The organism is Falsiroseomonas sp. E2-1-a4, assembly GCF_051433165.1.
In the GTDB taxonomy this organism is placed as follows: Bacteria; Pseudomonadota; Alphaproteobacteria; order Acetobacterales; family Acetobacteraceae; genus Falsiroseomonas.
In genome coordinates, this window is the sequence record NZ_JBHMFS010000026.1 from 1 (window position 1) to 14,422 (window position 14,422).

A 14,422-nucleotide genomic window follows, 5' to 3' on the forward strand; every position below is an offset into this window, starting at 1 on the left:
GGTCAATGGCCGCGCCTGTTGAGTATCCCGCAACGACCGCGCCGGCTTCAGCCTAGCGCCTCCGCCACGCCAACCAGCAGCGCCTCCGCATAGGGGCGGCCGACGAGCTGGAGGGAGGCCGGCAGGCCGCCATCCTCGGCGGGCCAGGGCAGGGCGATGCTTGGCAGGCCCGCGAAATTGGCGAGCGCGGTGAAATCCGCCTGGTCCACCGGCGCCGGCGTGCCATGGGCAAAGGCGCGCTGCGGGGCCGTCGGCATCAGCAGCAGGTCGAAGCGATCCAGCGCCCGGAGCACGGAGGCCTCCACCTCCCGCAGCCGGAACTGGGCGCGGGCCAGCCGCACGGTGCCGGCATCGCGGCCATAGGCGAGGGCGGCGCGGAAGCCGGGGCTGGCGGCGGCCGGGTCGTCGATCAGCGCCGGATGCAGCGCGGCGGCCTCAGCCTCCAGCAGCAGAAGGCCGGCCCGGCGGGCGGCGCCCGGGTCCCATGCCGGCATCGCCACCTTCTCCACCACCGCGCCGGCGGCGCGCAGCCTGTCGGCGGCGGCGATCCAGGCGGCGCGCAGGGCGGGTTCCATCGCAGCCGCCAGGGCCGGTTCCGGCAGGCCGATCCGCAGGCCGGCCAGGCGCGGCGGCGCATCCGGCACCGCCTGCCAGCCGGGCGGGGTGGGGCGCCAGGCGGGGTCGGCCAGATCCTGGACCACCATGGCTTGCAGCCCCAGCCCGGCGAGGCGCGGCGTGGCGGCCAGCATGCCGACGGCATCGAGCGCAGGAGACAGCGGCACCACGCCACTGCGCCCGACCAGGCCGCGCGTCGGCTTCAGCCCGACCACGCCGCAATAGCCGGCCGGGATCCGGACGGAGCCCATGGTGTCCGTGCCCACCGCCAGCTTCACGAAGCCCGCTGCCACCGCCGCTGCGGAACCGCCGGAGGATCCACCGGGGGTGAAGCCGGCGCGCAACGGGTTCATGCAGCGGCCGAAGCCCGGCGTATCCGTTGTCGCCCCCAGCGCGCCCTCATGCATCGCGAGCTTGCCGAGGATGACCAGCCCGGCCTCCCGCAGACCCCGCACGCAGGGCGCGTCCAGCGTCGCCACCACCTGGCGGAAGGCGGCGATGCCGGCAGTGGCTTGCAGCCCGGCGACATCGACATTGTCCTTGATGCCGATGGCGAGGCCGCGCAGTGGGCCATCGCCCCGCGGCGTCGCGGCCAGGGCGCCGGCGGCATCCACCTGCCAGAAGGCGCCTATCGCGCCATCCTGCTGCGCGATGCGATTGAGCAGTGCGGCGATGTCACGCATATTCTGTCCTTCTAGGCTACCCCAGTATAGAGCCGCCGCAGCCGGGCGAGGAAATCCGGCCCCATCTTGCTGCGCGTGCCGACCACCACATCCACCGGCGGCAGCAGCGTATCGGACGCTGCCATGGAGAAGTCGCGTACAAATTCCACGCGCGCATCCCGCGCCGCCGCGACCGCTGCCGCATCGCCGCCGGCGCGCAGAACGCGGGCGGCCACCACGCCGCATTCCACCGCCTGCGTCGCGCCCTGGCCGAGCGTCGGCACCATCGCCTGCGCCGCATCGCCAAGAAACAGCGCCCGCCCATCCAGCGCGTGACGCAGCACCGGCACGGTGGCGGATCGCGCCCAGTGAATCTGCGCGATGTGCTGGTCGATCTTTGCCAGCATCCAGGCCACGGCGTCACAGGGCGCACCCGTCTCCGGCGTGAACAGCGCGCGCTGCGCCGCGGCCGTCTTCATCGGCTCGGGAATCTGGCCATCGCTCGCAAGCGGGAAGGTGCCGGCAATGTAGACGGCGCCGCCCGGCACGCGGAAGGACAGCAGCCGGGCATTGCCATGGAACCACTGGCCGTAATCGTCAAAGGGGCAGTCCGCCGCATCGGCCACCAGCAGCCGCCAGATGCAGACGCCGAGCAGCGTGCCCTCGGCTTCCCCCGCCGCCAGGGCGCGCAGCCGGCTGTAGCGGCCATCGGCGCCGACCAGAAGATCGAAGCCGCCATCGCGCCGCAGGCCATCGGCGGTACGGAACACCGGCACCAGGCGGCCGGCCGCATCCTGCTCCAGCGCTTCCAGCGCATGGCCATGGCGCGTGCAATCTGCCACCGGCGCGCGCAGCAGGCGGTAGAGTTCGGACCAGCGAATGCGAACGCCCGGTTCCTCGGCCACCTGAAGCAGGTCCAGGTCGAACAGCCGCGTGCCATCCGCAAGGTCGATGAACCAGCGCTGCCAGGGCAGCGACGCGGCGCGCAGCGCCGTGTGCCGGGCCGGCATGTGCAGGCGCAGCGCCTTCAGCGCATTGGGGCCGATATTCAGCCCTGTGCCGGATTCCCCCTGGTCGCCCGGTGCCACACGCTCGAAGGCTGTCACGTCGAAGCCGTGCAGCCCCTCCGCCAGGAGGCTGCCCGCAACGCCAGTGCCGATGATGCCGATCCGCATGAAGCCACCTTCAGAATCCGCGCCAGGCCGTGCAATCGGTGCGCCACAGGCAGTATGCTTCCGCGATGCCCCAGCTTGCCATCCACCGCCTGTCCATGGCCCATCCGGGTGATCTGTCTGCGCTGCATGCGCTGATGCAGTCAGGTGCGGTGCGCGCCGGCGACATCCGCGCGGTGATCGGCAAGACCGAGGGCAATGGCGGGCTGAATGATTTCACCCGCGGCTACTTCACGCAGTCGCTGATGCTGCTGCTGTGTGCCGCGACCGGCGCCGACCCTGCCGCACTCGCCGCGCGCATACCCTGCGTGCTGTCGGGCGGGACGGAGGGGGCGCTTTCGCCGCACTACCTGGTCTTCGCCGTGGATCGCGCGGCGACCGGCGCGCGTGGCCTGGCGATGGGCACCGCCTTCAGCGCGCCGACGCCGCCTGCGGAGATCGGGCGGCAGGCGCAGATCCTCGCGGTGGCACAGGCGGTGCGGGATGCCGTGGCCGATGCCGGCATTGCACGGGCGGAGGATGTGGCGCTGGTGCAGGTCAAGGCACCCTGCGCGCAATCGCCGGGACCAGAGGCGCGCAGCGGGGATCCGCGGGTGCTGATGGCGCTGTCGCGCGCCGCCGCGGCCTTCGGCGTGGGCCTGGCGCTGGGCGACATTCCGGAGGCGCGGGAGGCAGAACTGCTGCGCGACGTCGGCCGTTTCAGCAACCGCGCCAGCATCTCCTCCGGTATCGAGGTGACGGCGAATGAGGTGGTGGTGTTCGGCCAGGCGGATGGTTGGGCGCCGGACCTGGTCGCCGGCGTCGCGCCACTGGCCGATCTGCTGGACCTTGAAGGTGTCGTGGCCGCCTTCCGCGCCGCCGGGCTGGATGCCGCGCCCGCCGTGCCCGCAGCACAGCGCGCGCGGGTGATCGGGGTGCTGGCGAAGGGGGAACCGGATAGATCGGGCGCCATTCGCGGCGCGCGCCACACGATGCTCGGCGATACGGATCTCGATGCCCAGCGGCATCTGCGCGGCGCGTTGGGCGCCATCGTGGCCAGCGTCGCCGGCCACGGGCAGGTCTTCGTCAGCGGCGGGGCGGAGCATCAGGGGCCGCCGGGTGGCGGCCTGGTCTGCGTCTTCGCCCGCGCCGGCTGAACCGCTTCAGCGTGCCGCGTCCATCACCGCATGCGTCCAGGCGCCGGTCGGCGCGCGGGTTATGACGGGGGATTCGCCGCCCGACGAAAGCAGCGTCTGCACCGTGCGCTCATAATCCGCCGGGTCCAGGCGGCCGCCGCCGGTGGTGTCCAGCAGCTTGGCGATCTCGCCCATCATGCGGCGCTGATGCGCCTCCGTCTGCGCGCCGGAGGTGTCGTTGTCCAGCACGATGGCCGCCGCCGCATCCGGATTCTGCCGCGCCCAGTCCCAGCCCTGCATGGAGGCGCGGACGAAGCGGCCCATGCGGGCGACGAAGGCGGCATCCATCAGCCGGCTTTCCAACACATAAAGCCCATCCTCAAGCGTCGCCACGCCCTGGTCGGCATAGCGGAACACCGTGAGCTGGTCTGGCCGGAAGCCGCCATCGACGACCTGCCAGTATTCATTATAGGTCATGGTGGAAACACAATCCGCCTGACGCTGCAATAGCGGGTCCACGTTAAAGCCCTGACGCAGCACGCGCACGCCCTGCGGCGTGCCGTTGGTCGGCAGGTTCAACCGCGCCATCCAGGCGAGAAAGGGATATTCGTTGCCGGAGAACCACACGCCGAGCGTGCGGCCACGCAGATCGGCGGGTGTGCGGATGCCCGTCTCCGCACGGCAGGTCAGCATCAGGCCGGATTGCTTGAAGGGCTGGGCGATGTTCACCAGCGGCACGCCACGTTCCCGGCTGGCGAGTGCCGCCGGCATCCACTCCACCACCACATCGGCGCGGCCGCCGGCCATGATCTGCGGCGGGGCGATGTCCGGCCCGCCCGCGTTGATCCGCACATCGAGGTTGGCGGCGCGGTACATACCGCGCGCCTGCGCCACGTAATAGCCGGCGAATTGCGCCTGGGTGACCCACTTCAATTGCAGCGTCACACGCTCAACCCCCTGGGCCTGTGCCGCCGCGGCACCCGCCAGCAGCCCGAGGCCCACCAGCCCACTTAGAATGGCACGTCGCATGGCTGTCTCTCCTGTTCTCATGGGCGAATTGATGGGTGCCAGAAAGTCGCGGCGCGCTCGGCCAAAGCGATCAGTCCGTAAAATGCCGAACCCGCGACCGCCGCGACAATGATTTCCGCCCAGACCAGATCGAGAGCGAGCTTCGCCGCCTCCGTCGTAATGCGGAAACCCATGCCGGTGGTCGGGCTGCCGAAGAACTCCGCGACGATCGCGCCGATCAGCGCCAATGGCGCGTTGATCTTGAGCGCGGTGAAGATGAAGGGCAGGGCTGCGGGAAGTTTCAGCAGCCACAGCGTCTGGCCAGGGCTTGCGGCGTAGCTTCGCATCAGGTCGCGTTCCAACGCGCCGGCGGCGGCGAGGCCAGCCACCGTGTTTACCAGCATCGGGAAAAAGGTCATGGCGACGACGACGGCGGCCTTCGATGGCCAATCGAAGCCGAACCACATCACCATGATCGGCGCGATGCCGACAACTGGCAGCGCCGCCACCAGATTACCCAGCGGCAGCAGCCCGCGCCGCAGGAAGGGCACCCGATCCGCCACCAGCGCCAGCGCGAAGCCGGCGCCGCAGCCGATGGCGTAGCCTGCCAACACCGCCTTCGTGAAGGTCTGTACGAAATCGCCCCATAGCATCGGTGCGGCGGAGGCCATGCGCAGCGCAATGGCGGATGGCGCCGGCAGCAATACCATCGGCACGGCAAGGCCGACCACCAGTACCTCCCAGAGCGCCAGCAGCGTCGCACCGAAGGCGAGCGGCGCGCCCAGCGCGGCGAGACCTTCCCCTGGCGCATCGCCCAGGCGCTGGAGCAGCCAGGCCGCAAATCCTGTGGCAACGACCACGCCAACCCAAAGCAGCGCGCCAGCTGCGCCGGCATGCATGGCCGCAATCAGCGCGGCGAAGCTGGCCATGACGGCCGAGGCGAGCAGCGCCGTCACGCCCGCACCCCCATGCGTCGCGCGACAAGGCGCTCCGCCGCGCCCAGCACGCCGACCAGCGTGGCCGACAGAATGGCGGCCGCGACCAGCGCCGCCCAGATCTGAATGGTCTGGCCGAAATAGGACCCCGCCAGCAGCCGCGCGCCCAGCCCGGCCTGCGCGCCCGCCGGCAGCTCCGCGACAATGGCGCCCACCACCGCGGCGGCCATCGCCACCTTCAGCCCGGCGAACAGGAAGGGCAGGGAGGTCGGCAGGCGCAGCTTCCAGAACATCTGTGCCGGTGTTGCCGACCAGGTCCGCATTAGGTCCCGCGCCATGGCATCCGGCGCGCGCAGTCCCTTCACCATGCCAATGGCGATGGGGAAGAAGCAGAGATAGGCGGCGATGATCGCCTTGGGCAGCAGCCCCTCCAGCCCCATGGCGCCGAGCGCCACGATGACGATCGGGGCCAGGGCCAGCACCGGCACGGCCTGCGAGGCGACGATCCACGGCATCAGGCTGCGCTCCAGCGCGCGAATATGCACGACGGCGACGGCCAGCAGCACACCAATAGCCGTGCCGATGCCGAAGCCCACCAGCGCCGCCGAGAGCGTGACCCAGGCATGACGCACCAGGCTGCGGCGGGATGTGACGGGCAGCGTCACCGTGCTGCGCCACAGCTCATCCATGATCTGGTGCGGCGCGGGCAGCAGCGGGCGGGCGTGGTTCAGCGTCAGCCGGACCATGTCCATCAGGCGGGGCGTGGCGCCGGCGCGTGCCTGCGTATCCGCCACCACCTGCCAGTTCATCCAGATGGCACCGCCATACCATAGCAGGATCAGGCCCGCGCAGATGGTCAGCACCGGGACGATGCTTCTAGACATCGTAGGAATGGCCGGCGCGCAGCCCCTCTCGCACCCGCTGGGCGATGCGCAGGAATGCGGGTGTCTCGCGGATTTCCAACGGGCGGTCGGGGCCGAGGTCGCAGTCCACGATACCCGTGATGCGCCCCGGCCGCGGCGACATCACCACGATGCGGGTGGAGAGAAACACGGCCTCCGGAATCGAATGGGTCACGAAGACCACCGTCTTCCGCGTGGCCGCCCAAAGCTTCAGAAGCTGTTCGTTGAGATGGTCGCGGACGATCTCATCCAGCGCCCCAAAGGGCTCGTCCATCAGCAGCAGCTTGGGTTCGAAGGCAAGCGCGCGGGCGATGGAGGCGCGCTGCTGCATGCCGCCCGAAAGCTGCCAGGGAAACTTGCGCTCGAAGCCGCAGAGGTTGACCAGCGCGAGTTGCGCCTTCGCCCGCGCTTCCCGCTCCGCACGCGGAATGCCCATGATCTCCAGCGGCAGCATGACGTTGCCCAGGATGGTGCGCCAGGGATAGAGCGCCGGCGCCTGGAACACATAGCCATAGTCCCGCGCCAGCCGCGCCTGTTCCGGCGTGCGTCCATTGACAGCGATGCTGCCGCCGGTGGCGCTTTCCAGATCAGCGATCACGCGCAACAGCGTTGTCTTGCCGCAGCCGGAGGGGCCGATCAGGGAGATGAACTCGCCCGGCGCGATGTCCAAGTTGATGTTTGAGAGCGCCTGCACCGGCCCGTCGCGCGTGGTGAAGACCAGTGACAGGTCGCGCGCGGCGATGACGGGTTCAGCCACGCTGCGTGATCTCCCAAAGGCGGGAGGGGCTGAGCGGCATTTCGCAAATCTCGATGCCCTGTGCCGGCAGATCGAGCGCATCCTCGATCGCCTGCGCGAACAGCGCGCCGACGGGAATGGCACCCGCTTCCCCCGCACCCTTCACGCCGAGCGGGTTGAGAGGGGAGGGTGTCACGGTGTGGTCTAGCCGCATGCGCGGTACGTCCAGCGCGGTGGGGATCAGGTAGTCGGCCAGGCTCGCATTCAGCAACTGGCCACTCTCGTCCCAGGCGAGCTGTTCGAAGAAGGCATTGCCGATGCCCTGCGCCACGCCGCCATGGATCTGCCCTGCGAGGATCAGCGGATTGATCACCGTGCCGCAATCATGCACCACGACATAATCCAGGATGGTCGGGCGCAGCGTTCCCGCATCGAATTCGATGATCATCGCGTGCACGCCGCTCGCCGTGGCGCCGCCGGCGGGACCGAAATAGCTGGTGGCTTCCAGCCCCGGCTCGGTGCCGGGCGTGACGGCGCCGCGCATGGGGTTTGCCAATCCCGCAAGCTTGCCGAGCGTGATGGCGTGGTCCGGCACGCCGGCGACATGCACCTTGCCCTCCGCCAGGACGAGATCCTCCTCCCCGCATTCGAAATGCGCCGCCGCCGTGCGCAGCACTTTCTGCCGCACCACCTTCGCCGCCTCATGCGCCGCGCTGCCCGCCACAACGACGCCGCGGCTGGCAAAAGTGCCGACGCCCCAATAGAACTGGTCGGTGTCGCCGGTGGTCACCTCCACGTCGCGCACATCGACGCCGAGCTGTTCGGCCACCACCTGCGCGAAGGCGGTGGCGTGCCCCTGGCCTTGGCTGCCGATGCCGGTGGCGAGGCTGACCTTGCCCGAGCTCTGTATCTGCACCTTGGCGCCTTCATACGGTCCGATGCCGGTGCCTTCGACATAGCAGACCAGCCCAATCCCCAGGCTGCGCCCGGCCGCACGCGCCTCTGGCTGCACCCGTTTCACGAAATCCGCATAGCCGATGGCGGCGAGTGCCTTGTCGAGAATCGGTTCGTAATCGCCGCTGTCGTAGGATAGACGCGAAAAATCCTGATAGATGACGCCCTGGTCGTAGGGGAAGGCATTGGCCGGGATGAAGTTGCGCCGGCGGATTTCCGCGCGGTCCAGCCCCAGCTCCCGCGCCGCGAGATCCAGCAACCGCTCCATCACGAAGACGCCGTGCTGCCGCCCTGCGCCGCGATACGGCGTGACCAGGGTGCGGTTGGTGAAGACGGCGGTGAAGCGGCTGTCATAGGCCGGCACCACATAGCAGCCGAGCAGCGTGCACTGGCTGTTCAGCGGCACCGTCAGGCCATAGGGGTCATAGGCACCCGTATCGTGCAGGAACACATCCTTCACGCCGAGGATTTTCCCCGAGGCATCGAGAGCGATTTCCGCATCATGGATCTGGCTGCGTTCGTGTGTGGTGGCGAAGAAATGCTCCAGCCGATCCTCGATCCACTTCACCGGCCGGCCGAGCTGCATCGCGGCCCAGGGCACCAGCACTTCCTCCGGATAGAACATCATCATCTTCGGCCCGAAGCCGCCGCCGATATTCGGCGCGACCACGCGCACCTGACGCTCGCTCAAGCCCAGCATGCCGGCCAGCCCGTTGCGGATGACGACCGGCGCCTGCGTCGTGTCCCACACCGTCAGCCGATCCGCCCGCGGGTCCCATTGCGCCACCACACCGCGCGTCTCCATCGGGATGGAGGCACCGCGGTCATAGGTGAAACGGCGCTTCAGGATGAGATGTGCGGCACCCGCCGCGGCCGCGTAGTCGCCGCGTGCCTGATGCACCTCCGCCGCGACATTGGTGCCGAGATCCGCGTGCACAAAAGCCGTCCCACGCGAGAGCGCGGCTTCAAGGTCACCGACCGCGGGCAGTGTTTCCCACTCGGCCAAGATGTCGCCGACGGCATCCTCCGCCACGTAGCGGCTTTCGGCCACCACCATGACGACGGGTTCGCCCACATGCCGCGCGGTATCGCGCACCAGTGGCACCTGGCAGCGCTGGTTGAACACCATTCCCGGTACGGGCGGCGGCGGCACCAGCAGCGGTCCCGGCTGCCAGTACGCGCCGAGATCGGCTGCAGTCACCACGGCCACCACGCCGGGCCGCGCGCGCGCCGCCGCAACGTCGAGCGACAGCAGATGCGCATGCGCGTGCGGACTGCGGAAGAACGCCACATGCAGCAGCCCGGGCAGTTCCACATCATCGACGAACAGCGCCTCGCCGCGCAGCAGGCGCGGGTCCTCGTTGCGGGTCAGCGGGCGACCAAAGCTGTTCATGTGGCGGCTGCCCGCAGCACTGCGTCCACGATGTGCTGGTAGCCGGTGCAGCGGCAGAGATTGCCGGACAGCGCCTCCCGCACCTGCGGCTCATCCGGCTTCGGGTTGTCCTTGAGAAAGGCTGTCATGGTCATCAGGATGCCGGGCGTGCAGTAGCCGCATTGCAGGCCATGGGCGTCCTGAAAGGCCTGCTGCAACGGACTGAGCTGGCCGGGGCCGGGGGCCAGTCCCTCCACCGTGCGAATCTCGTGCCCCTGCGCCTGCACGGCGAAGACCAGGCAGGCGCGGGCGGGTTCATCGTCCCACAGGATGGTGCAGGCGCCGCAGACGCCGTGCTCGCAGCCGACATGGGTGCCGGTCAGGCCGCATTCGTGGCGCAGGAAGTCGCTGAGCAACAGGCGCGGCTCGACCTCTCGCAGGTGGTCCACGCCATTCACACGGACGGTGATCTTCATGCCGCGCGCTCCGCTGCCAAGGCCAGGACGCGCGGCACCAGCACACATGCAAGGTGCCGCTGAAAGGCGGGCGAGGCCTGCACGCTGCCCATCGGGTCGATCTCGCGGGCCGCCTGCGCCGCGGGGGCGACGAAATCTGCCGCTGCGAGCCGCGTACCCACCAGGCTTGCGGCGGCGCGTTCCGCCGCCACAGGTGTCGGCCCGGCACTGCACAGCGCAAGCCGCGCCACGACGCAACGCCCATCCGGTCCGCGCTGCAGCACCGCGGCCACCCCCATCATCGCGTAGTCGCCGCGCCGGCGCGCCACTTCCAGGAAGGCGGTGCCGGTGCCGGGCGGCAGGGCGGGGATGTGGATCTCGGCCAGTATCTCATCCTCCGCCAGCGCCGTTGCGAGCGGGCCTAGGAAGAAGTCGCGCGCCGCGACCTCCCGCTCGCCGCCCTGCCGGCGCAGCACGAAGCGCGCATCCAGCGCCAGCATCACCGCGGGCATCTCGCTTGCCGGATCAGCGTGGCACAGATTGCCGGCCAGGGTGCCACGGGTGCGGATCTGCGGGTGCGCGACCTCCGCCAGCGCTTCAGCCAGCAGCGGCAGGCGGCGCAGCACGCCGGCATCCCGCTCGATGCGCCGATAGCGGCACATGGCGCCGATCACCAGCGTGCCATCCTCGGCAAACTCCAGCTTATCCAGCGTGGCGACGCGGTTGAGATCCACCAGCACGGCCGGCTGCGCCACCCGGAAGTTCATCGCCGGCACCAGGGACTGCCCGCCGGCGAGGAAACGCGCCTCCCCGCCATGCACGGCCTTCAACGCCAGCGCCGCTGCCAGTTCTTCCGGCGCATGCCAGGCGAAGGGGGCCGGCTTCAAATCGATATTCTCATGGGGCGAATCTGCCAGAAGCGCGCCGTTGCGGGCCAGAGCCGATTTCGAGACTGGCCGCCCACTGGCATCGGTTCTGCATGCCGCTTGCACAGGCTGCGCGCCGCGTGGTCAGCTTGTGCCATGCCTCTTGCTTATCTCGCCGGTCCCGATGTCTTCCTGCCCGATGCGCCGGCGCAGGCGGCCCGCAAATCCGCCATCTGCGCCCGGCACGGCATCACGGCCCTGCCGCCCTTGAACGAGGACGTCGCCTCCCTCGCCGCGATGCCGGAGGCGGAGGCCTGGCGGGTGATCTTCGCCAAGGATCTGGCGATGATGGAACGCGCGGATCTGGTGATCGCGAACCTCACCCCCTTCCGCGGTGCTTCCGCCGATGCGGGCACGTTGGTGGAATTGGGCTGGTTTCTCGGCCGCGGCCGGCCGATTTTTGGCTACTCCAACACCGCCAAACTTTTTTCCGCCCGCAGCGCCGTGCAGATTGCGGCCACGCCGGACCCAATGCCGGGGCTGAGCGTCGGCGGCTTCGGCCTGCCGGACAACCTGATGATCCCCGGCGCGGTGGAGCAGGGTGGCGGCCTGCCAATCTTTGTGCCGCCAGGCGGTGACGACCTGCCCTTCGATTCGCTGGAGGTGTTCAGCCTGTGCGTCGCCGCCGCCGCTGCGCGCCTGGCGCGGTAAGCGGCTCCGTCAGATTGGCGCGGGCGCGGCGCAGCAGCTCGAGCAGCGTTTCCACCTCCGCCGTGCTCATGCCGCCCAGCGCCTGGCCGATCACCCCCTTGGCTTCCGGCAGCAGCGAACCACGCAGCGCGCGGCCGGCATCGGTCAGGCGGATATGCACCTTGCGGCGATCCTCCTCGCTGCGGTCGCGGATGATCCAGCCGGCTTCCTCCATCCCGCGCAGGGCGATGACGGCGGTGGGTTCCTGCATGCCAATGCGCTGCGCCAACTCGCGCTGGGTCAGGCTTTCTTCCTCCCACAGCACGCGCAGGAAGTACCAGGCACCGAGGGTTGCGCCGCTGGGTTGGATGCGGGCCTGGAGGTTGCGCTGGATGCGGCGGTTCAGATCCCGCACAAGGTAGCCGAGGCTTTCCTCGAAAGGCAGGGCCGATTCGCGGTCACTCATGCGCGGGGACGGTTCGCCGCCGCCGTCAGGGAAGCGATCAGATCCTGCTCGGCCGCGGCGGCGCTTGCGTAGCGCGGGGCGGTGCTGACGAAGGGGGAGGGGGCGTCCGCCGGGAGAAAAACCTCCAGGAAGAACAGGCCGGTGGCGGTGTCCTGGCGTGGCTCGATTCGAAGGGTCGGCATCGTGTCAGTTGTCCTTGGGCGCCACCTGGTGGTGCAGCGCGACCTCTCGGCCCTCACGGGCGGATTGCAGGATGGCGAGGCAGGCCTCCAGCGTGGCCATGCCCCAGGTGCCGTCATGCAGCGGCGGGGTGCCATCCAGCACGGCAGCACAAAGCTCGTCCAGCACCTCCCCGCGCGGCACGGCGGGCAGGGGTGTCTTGCGGAGCAGGCGGGTGGTGTCGCCGTGGATTTCCACGCCCTGGGCGGTCAGCCGGAGGTCGGCCCGCTCGCAGCTCGCGATCACCAGGCCGAACTGGTTGTGGAAGCGCGGCGGCTCGGCGGGCGGCAGGCCGGGGGGGTGGCCGGGGGCGCCATAGGTACGTGTGGTCTTCAGCGCGGTCTCGGCCGCTTCATCGGGCAGGCCGGCCAAGGCGGCGCGGGCGGCGCCGTGGCGGGACGGGTCCTTGGTCTGCCCCATCTCCCCCACCCAGTCGAGAAACACATCGCTGTCGAAGCGGCCATAGCCGGAATAGGTCAGGCTGGCGGCGCAGCCATTCTCGAAGTCGAGGAAGGCGGTATAGGCGCCCTCCGTCGGTCGCGCTGGGTCCCAGGCGCCGGTCGCGGCACGGATGGAGCGGACCAGGCCGCCGCCGAGCAGCCGCACCACATCTACCTGATGCGCGCCCTGGCTGAACACCACGCCGCCGCCCTGGGCGGTATCCAGTTCCTCCGGCCTGCGCGGGCGGTACAGGAAATCAGTGTAGTTCAGCGCGGTGATCATGCGCACCGCACCGAATTCGCCGGCGGCGATCATCCGGCGCGCGGCCAACACCGGGCCGTCCTGCCCATGGCTGTGGCCCACCACCAGCCTCACCCCGGCGGCGCGGGCGCGTTCCACCATTGAGGCCGCCTCCGGCAGCGTCACCGCCAGCGGCTTCTCCACCAGCATGTGCTTCCCCGCATCCGCCGCCCGCGCCACCTGCGCGGCGTGAAACTGGTGCGGCGTGGCGAGGTAGATGGCCTCCACCTGCTTGTCCTCGCACAGCGCGCCGAAATCGGCATAGGCGGGCGCGTCGAAATCCGCGGTGAAGCGGATGCGCGCCTCCGGCCGTGGATCAGCGCAGGCGACGAGCTGGATGCGCGGGTGGTGCGCCAGGGTGGGCAGCATCAGCATGAAGGCGCGGCCCAGCCCCGCCACGCCAAGCCGAAGCCGCCGCGCCGGTTCGGGCGGGCGCAGGTCCAGCTCGGGCGCGGCCTCCCGCGTCACAGGTCGAGCACCAGCGTGTCGCAGCCCGGCGCGGCGCGGGAAACGCAGGGCAGGATGGCCATGGCCTTCTCATGCTCCATCAGCACCAGGTCGCGGTGGTCCACCTCGCCCGAGACGAGGCGGGTGCGGCAGGACCCGCAGGTGCCACCTTTGCAGGAGAACGGCACGGCATGGCCCGCCGCATGCAGCGCCGCCAGCAGGGTGGTACCCGCGGGGATCGGAAGTTCGGTGCCGGAGCGCGCCAGCCGTACGGTGAAGGGCACATCATCCGGCCGCTTCTGCCCGCTGCCGGCCGAGAAATCCTCGAAATGCACGGCGGCGGAGGACCAGTGGCCGGTCATGTCCCGCACCGCCTGCATCAGCCCGCGCGGCCCGCAGCAATGGATGTGGCGGCCCTTCGGCTGTTCCAGCAGGGGCCAGAGGTCGAAGGCGCGGTCAGGGTCGCCGCCATCATGGTGGAGGGTCACCTTGCCGCGGAAGGCCTGAAGCTCCGGCAGAAAGGCTGTCTGAGCCGGAGAGCGAGTGAGATAGACCAGCTTCCAGGGCGGCCCGCCCCCCGCCTCCAGATGCCGGATCATCGCCATGATTGGCGTGATGCCGATGCCGCCCGCGATGAACAGCCGTGCCGCCGGGCGTCCCGACAGCGGAAAATCATTGTGTGGGGCGGCGCAGGGCAGCAGGTCGCCCACCTTCACCCCGTCGCACAGCGCGACGGACCCGCCATGGCCGGCCGCATCCCGCTTCACCGCGATGGAATAGCCCGCAGTCTCCCCGGGGTCGGAACACAGCGAGTAGCGCCGTTCCTGTCCCCCCGGCACCCGCACCCGCAGATGTGCGCCGGCGGTGAAGTTGGGCAGGTCCTGGCCAGCCGGATGCGACAGGTCGAAGCGGAAGATATCCTCCGCGATGCGGTCTGCGGCCAGGACTCGTAGCAGGGTGAAGCCGTCTTGCAATGCCGCCATCCTTCACGCCGCTGTGGAAAATACTTAGAAAGCTAATTAAGGCCGGTCAACCGCGCTGGACAGTCCCCGCCCCCGCCGCATACC

15 protein-coding genes are annotated in these 14,422 nt (G+C 69.8%); 2 read left to right on the forward strand and 13 right to left on the reverse strand.

Annotated features, from left to right (window positions below):
* Positions 1–47: 47 nt before the first annotated feature.
* Positions 48–1,298, reverse strand: coding sequence for an amidase (locus ACFHNC_RS21370; RefSeq protein ID WP_437171267.1), 1,251 nt, complete (start codon positions 1,296–1,298; stop codon positions 48–50).
* An 11-nt stretch (positions 1,299–1,309) separates the two neighbouring features.
* Positions 1,310–2,452 carry an FAD-dependent oxidoreductase gene (locus ACFHNC_RS21375; RefSeq protein ID WP_437171268.1) on the reverse strand — a complete coding sequence of 381 codons (1,143 nt, stop codon included), beginning with the start codon at positions 2,450–2,452 and terminating at the stop codon, positions 1,310–1,312.
* A 65-nt stretch (positions 2,453–2,517) separates the two neighbouring features.
* Here ACFHNC_RS21375 and ACFHNC_RS21380 point away from each other — a divergent pair, with 65 nt between their 5' ends.
* Positions 2,518–3,585 carry a ring-opening amidohydrolase gene (locus tag ACFHNC_RS21380; protein ID WP_437171269.1) on the forward strand — a complete coding sequence of 356 codons (1,068 nt, stop codon included), beginning with the start codon at positions 2,518–2,520 and terminating at the stop codon, positions 3,583–3,585.
* 6 nt (positions 3,586–3,591) lie between these two features.
* Here the strand turns inward: ACFHNC_RS21380 and ACFHNC_RS21385 are convergent, their stop codons facing one another.
* From ACFHNC_RS21385 to ACFHNC_RS21415, 7 genes are read right to left on the reverse strand one after another with little or no spacing between them, the layout of a single operon-like run.
* Entirely contained in the window at positions 3,592–4,593 is a 1,002-nt protein-coding gene (locus tag ACFHNC_RS21385; protein ID WP_437171270.1) for an ABC transporter substrate-binding protein, read from the reverse strand.
* Positions 4,594–4,610: 17 nt separating this feature from the next.
* Positions 4,611–5,528: an ABC transporter permease gene (locus tag ACFHNC_RS21390; protein ID WP_437171271.1), complete on the reverse strand. Its 918-nt coding sequence runs from the start codon at positions 5,526–5,528 to the stop codon at positions 4,611–4,613.
* Positions 5,525–6,391 carry an ABC transporter permease gene (locus tag ACFHNC_RS21395; protein ID WP_437171272.1) on the reverse strand — a complete coding sequence of 289 codons (867 nt, stop codon included), beginning with the start codon at positions 6,389–6,391 and terminating at the stop codon, positions 5,525–5,527. Before ACFHNC_RS21395 ends, ACFHNC_RS21390 begins: the two co-directional genes overlap by 4 nt.
* The gene (locus tag ACFHNC_RS21400) at positions 6,384–7,166 is read right to left on the reverse strand and encodes an ABC transporter ATP-binding protein (protein ID WP_437171273.1); all 783 of its coding nucleotides are present in this window, start codon (positions 7,164–7,166) and stop codon (positions 6,384–6,386) included. The genes ACFHNC_RS21395 and ACFHNC_RS21400 overlap by 8 nt, the downstream gene beginning before the upstream one ends.
* Positions 7,159–9,492, reverse strand: coding sequence for a molybdopterin cofactor-binding domain-containing protein (locus ACFHNC_RS21405; RefSeq protein WP_437171274.1), 2,334 nt, complete (start codon positions 9,490–9,492; stop codon positions 7,159–7,161). The genes ACFHNC_RS21400 and ACFHNC_RS21405 overlap by 8 nt, the downstream gene beginning before the upstream one ends.
* On the reverse strand, positions 9,489–9,947 hold the full coding sequence (locus ACFHNC_RS21410) for a (2Fe-2S)-binding protein (RefSeq protein ID WP_437171275.1): 459 nt from the start codon (positions 9,945–9,947) through the stop codon (positions 9,489–9,491). Before ACFHNC_RS21410 ends, ACFHNC_RS21405 begins: the two co-directional genes overlap by 4 nt.
* Positions 9,944–10,813, reverse strand: a complete 870-nt coding sequence (locus tag ACFHNC_RS21415) for an FAD binding domain-containing protein (RefSeq protein WP_437171276.1) — start codon at positions 10,811–10,813, stop codon at positions 9,944–9,946. The genes ACFHNC_RS21410 and ACFHNC_RS21415 overlap by 4 nt, the downstream gene beginning before the upstream one ends.
* A gap of 135 nt (positions 10,814–10,948) precedes the next feature.
* Between ACFHNC_RS21415 and ACFHNC_RS21420 the strand changes: the two genes are divergently transcribed.
* Positions 10,949–11,503 carry a nucleoside 2-deoxyribosyltransferase gene (locus ACFHNC_RS21420; protein ID WP_437171277.1) on the forward strand — a complete coding sequence of 185 codons (555 nt, stop codon included), beginning with the start codon at positions 10,949–10,951 and terminating at the stop codon, positions 11,501–11,503.
* On the opposite strand, the gene ACFHNC_RS21425 is transcribed toward ACFHNC_RS21420, so the two are convergent.
* The 4 genes from ACFHNC_RS21425 to ACFHNC_RS21440 are packed head-to-tail and all read right to left on the reverse strand — an operon-like array spanning position 11,460 to position 14,338.
* Positions 11,460–11,948, reverse strand: a complete 489-nt coding sequence (locus ACFHNC_RS21425; protein WP_437171278.1) for a MarR family winged helix-turn-helix transcriptional regulator — start codon at positions 11,946–11,948, stop codon at positions 11,460–11,462. The genes ACFHNC_RS21420 and ACFHNC_RS21425 overlap by 44 nt on opposite strands.
* Positions 11,945–12,130: a hypothetical protein gene (locus ACFHNC_RS21430; RefSeq protein WP_437171279.1), complete on the reverse strand. Its 186-nt coding sequence runs from the start codon at positions 12,128–12,130 to the stop codon at positions 11,945–11,947. The genes ACFHNC_RS21425 and ACFHNC_RS21430 overlap by 4 nt, the downstream gene beginning before the upstream one ends.
* Positions 12,131–12,134: 4 nt before the next feature.
* Positions 12,135–13,376, reverse strand: coding sequence for a Gfo/Idh/MocA family oxidoreductase (locus tag ACFHNC_RS21435; RefSeq protein WP_437171280.1), 1,242 nt, complete (start codon positions 13,374–13,376; stop codon positions 12,135–12,137).
* The gene (locus tag ACFHNC_RS21440; RefSeq protein WP_437171281.1) at positions 13,373–14,338 is read right to left on the reverse strand and encodes a PDR/VanB family oxidoreductase; all 966 of its coding nucleotides are present in this window, start codon (positions 14,336–14,338) and stop codon (positions 13,373–13,375) included. Before ACFHNC_RS21440 ends, ACFHNC_RS21435 begins: the two co-directional genes overlap by 4 nt.
* Between the last annotated feature and the right edge of the window lie 84 nt (positions 14,339–14,422).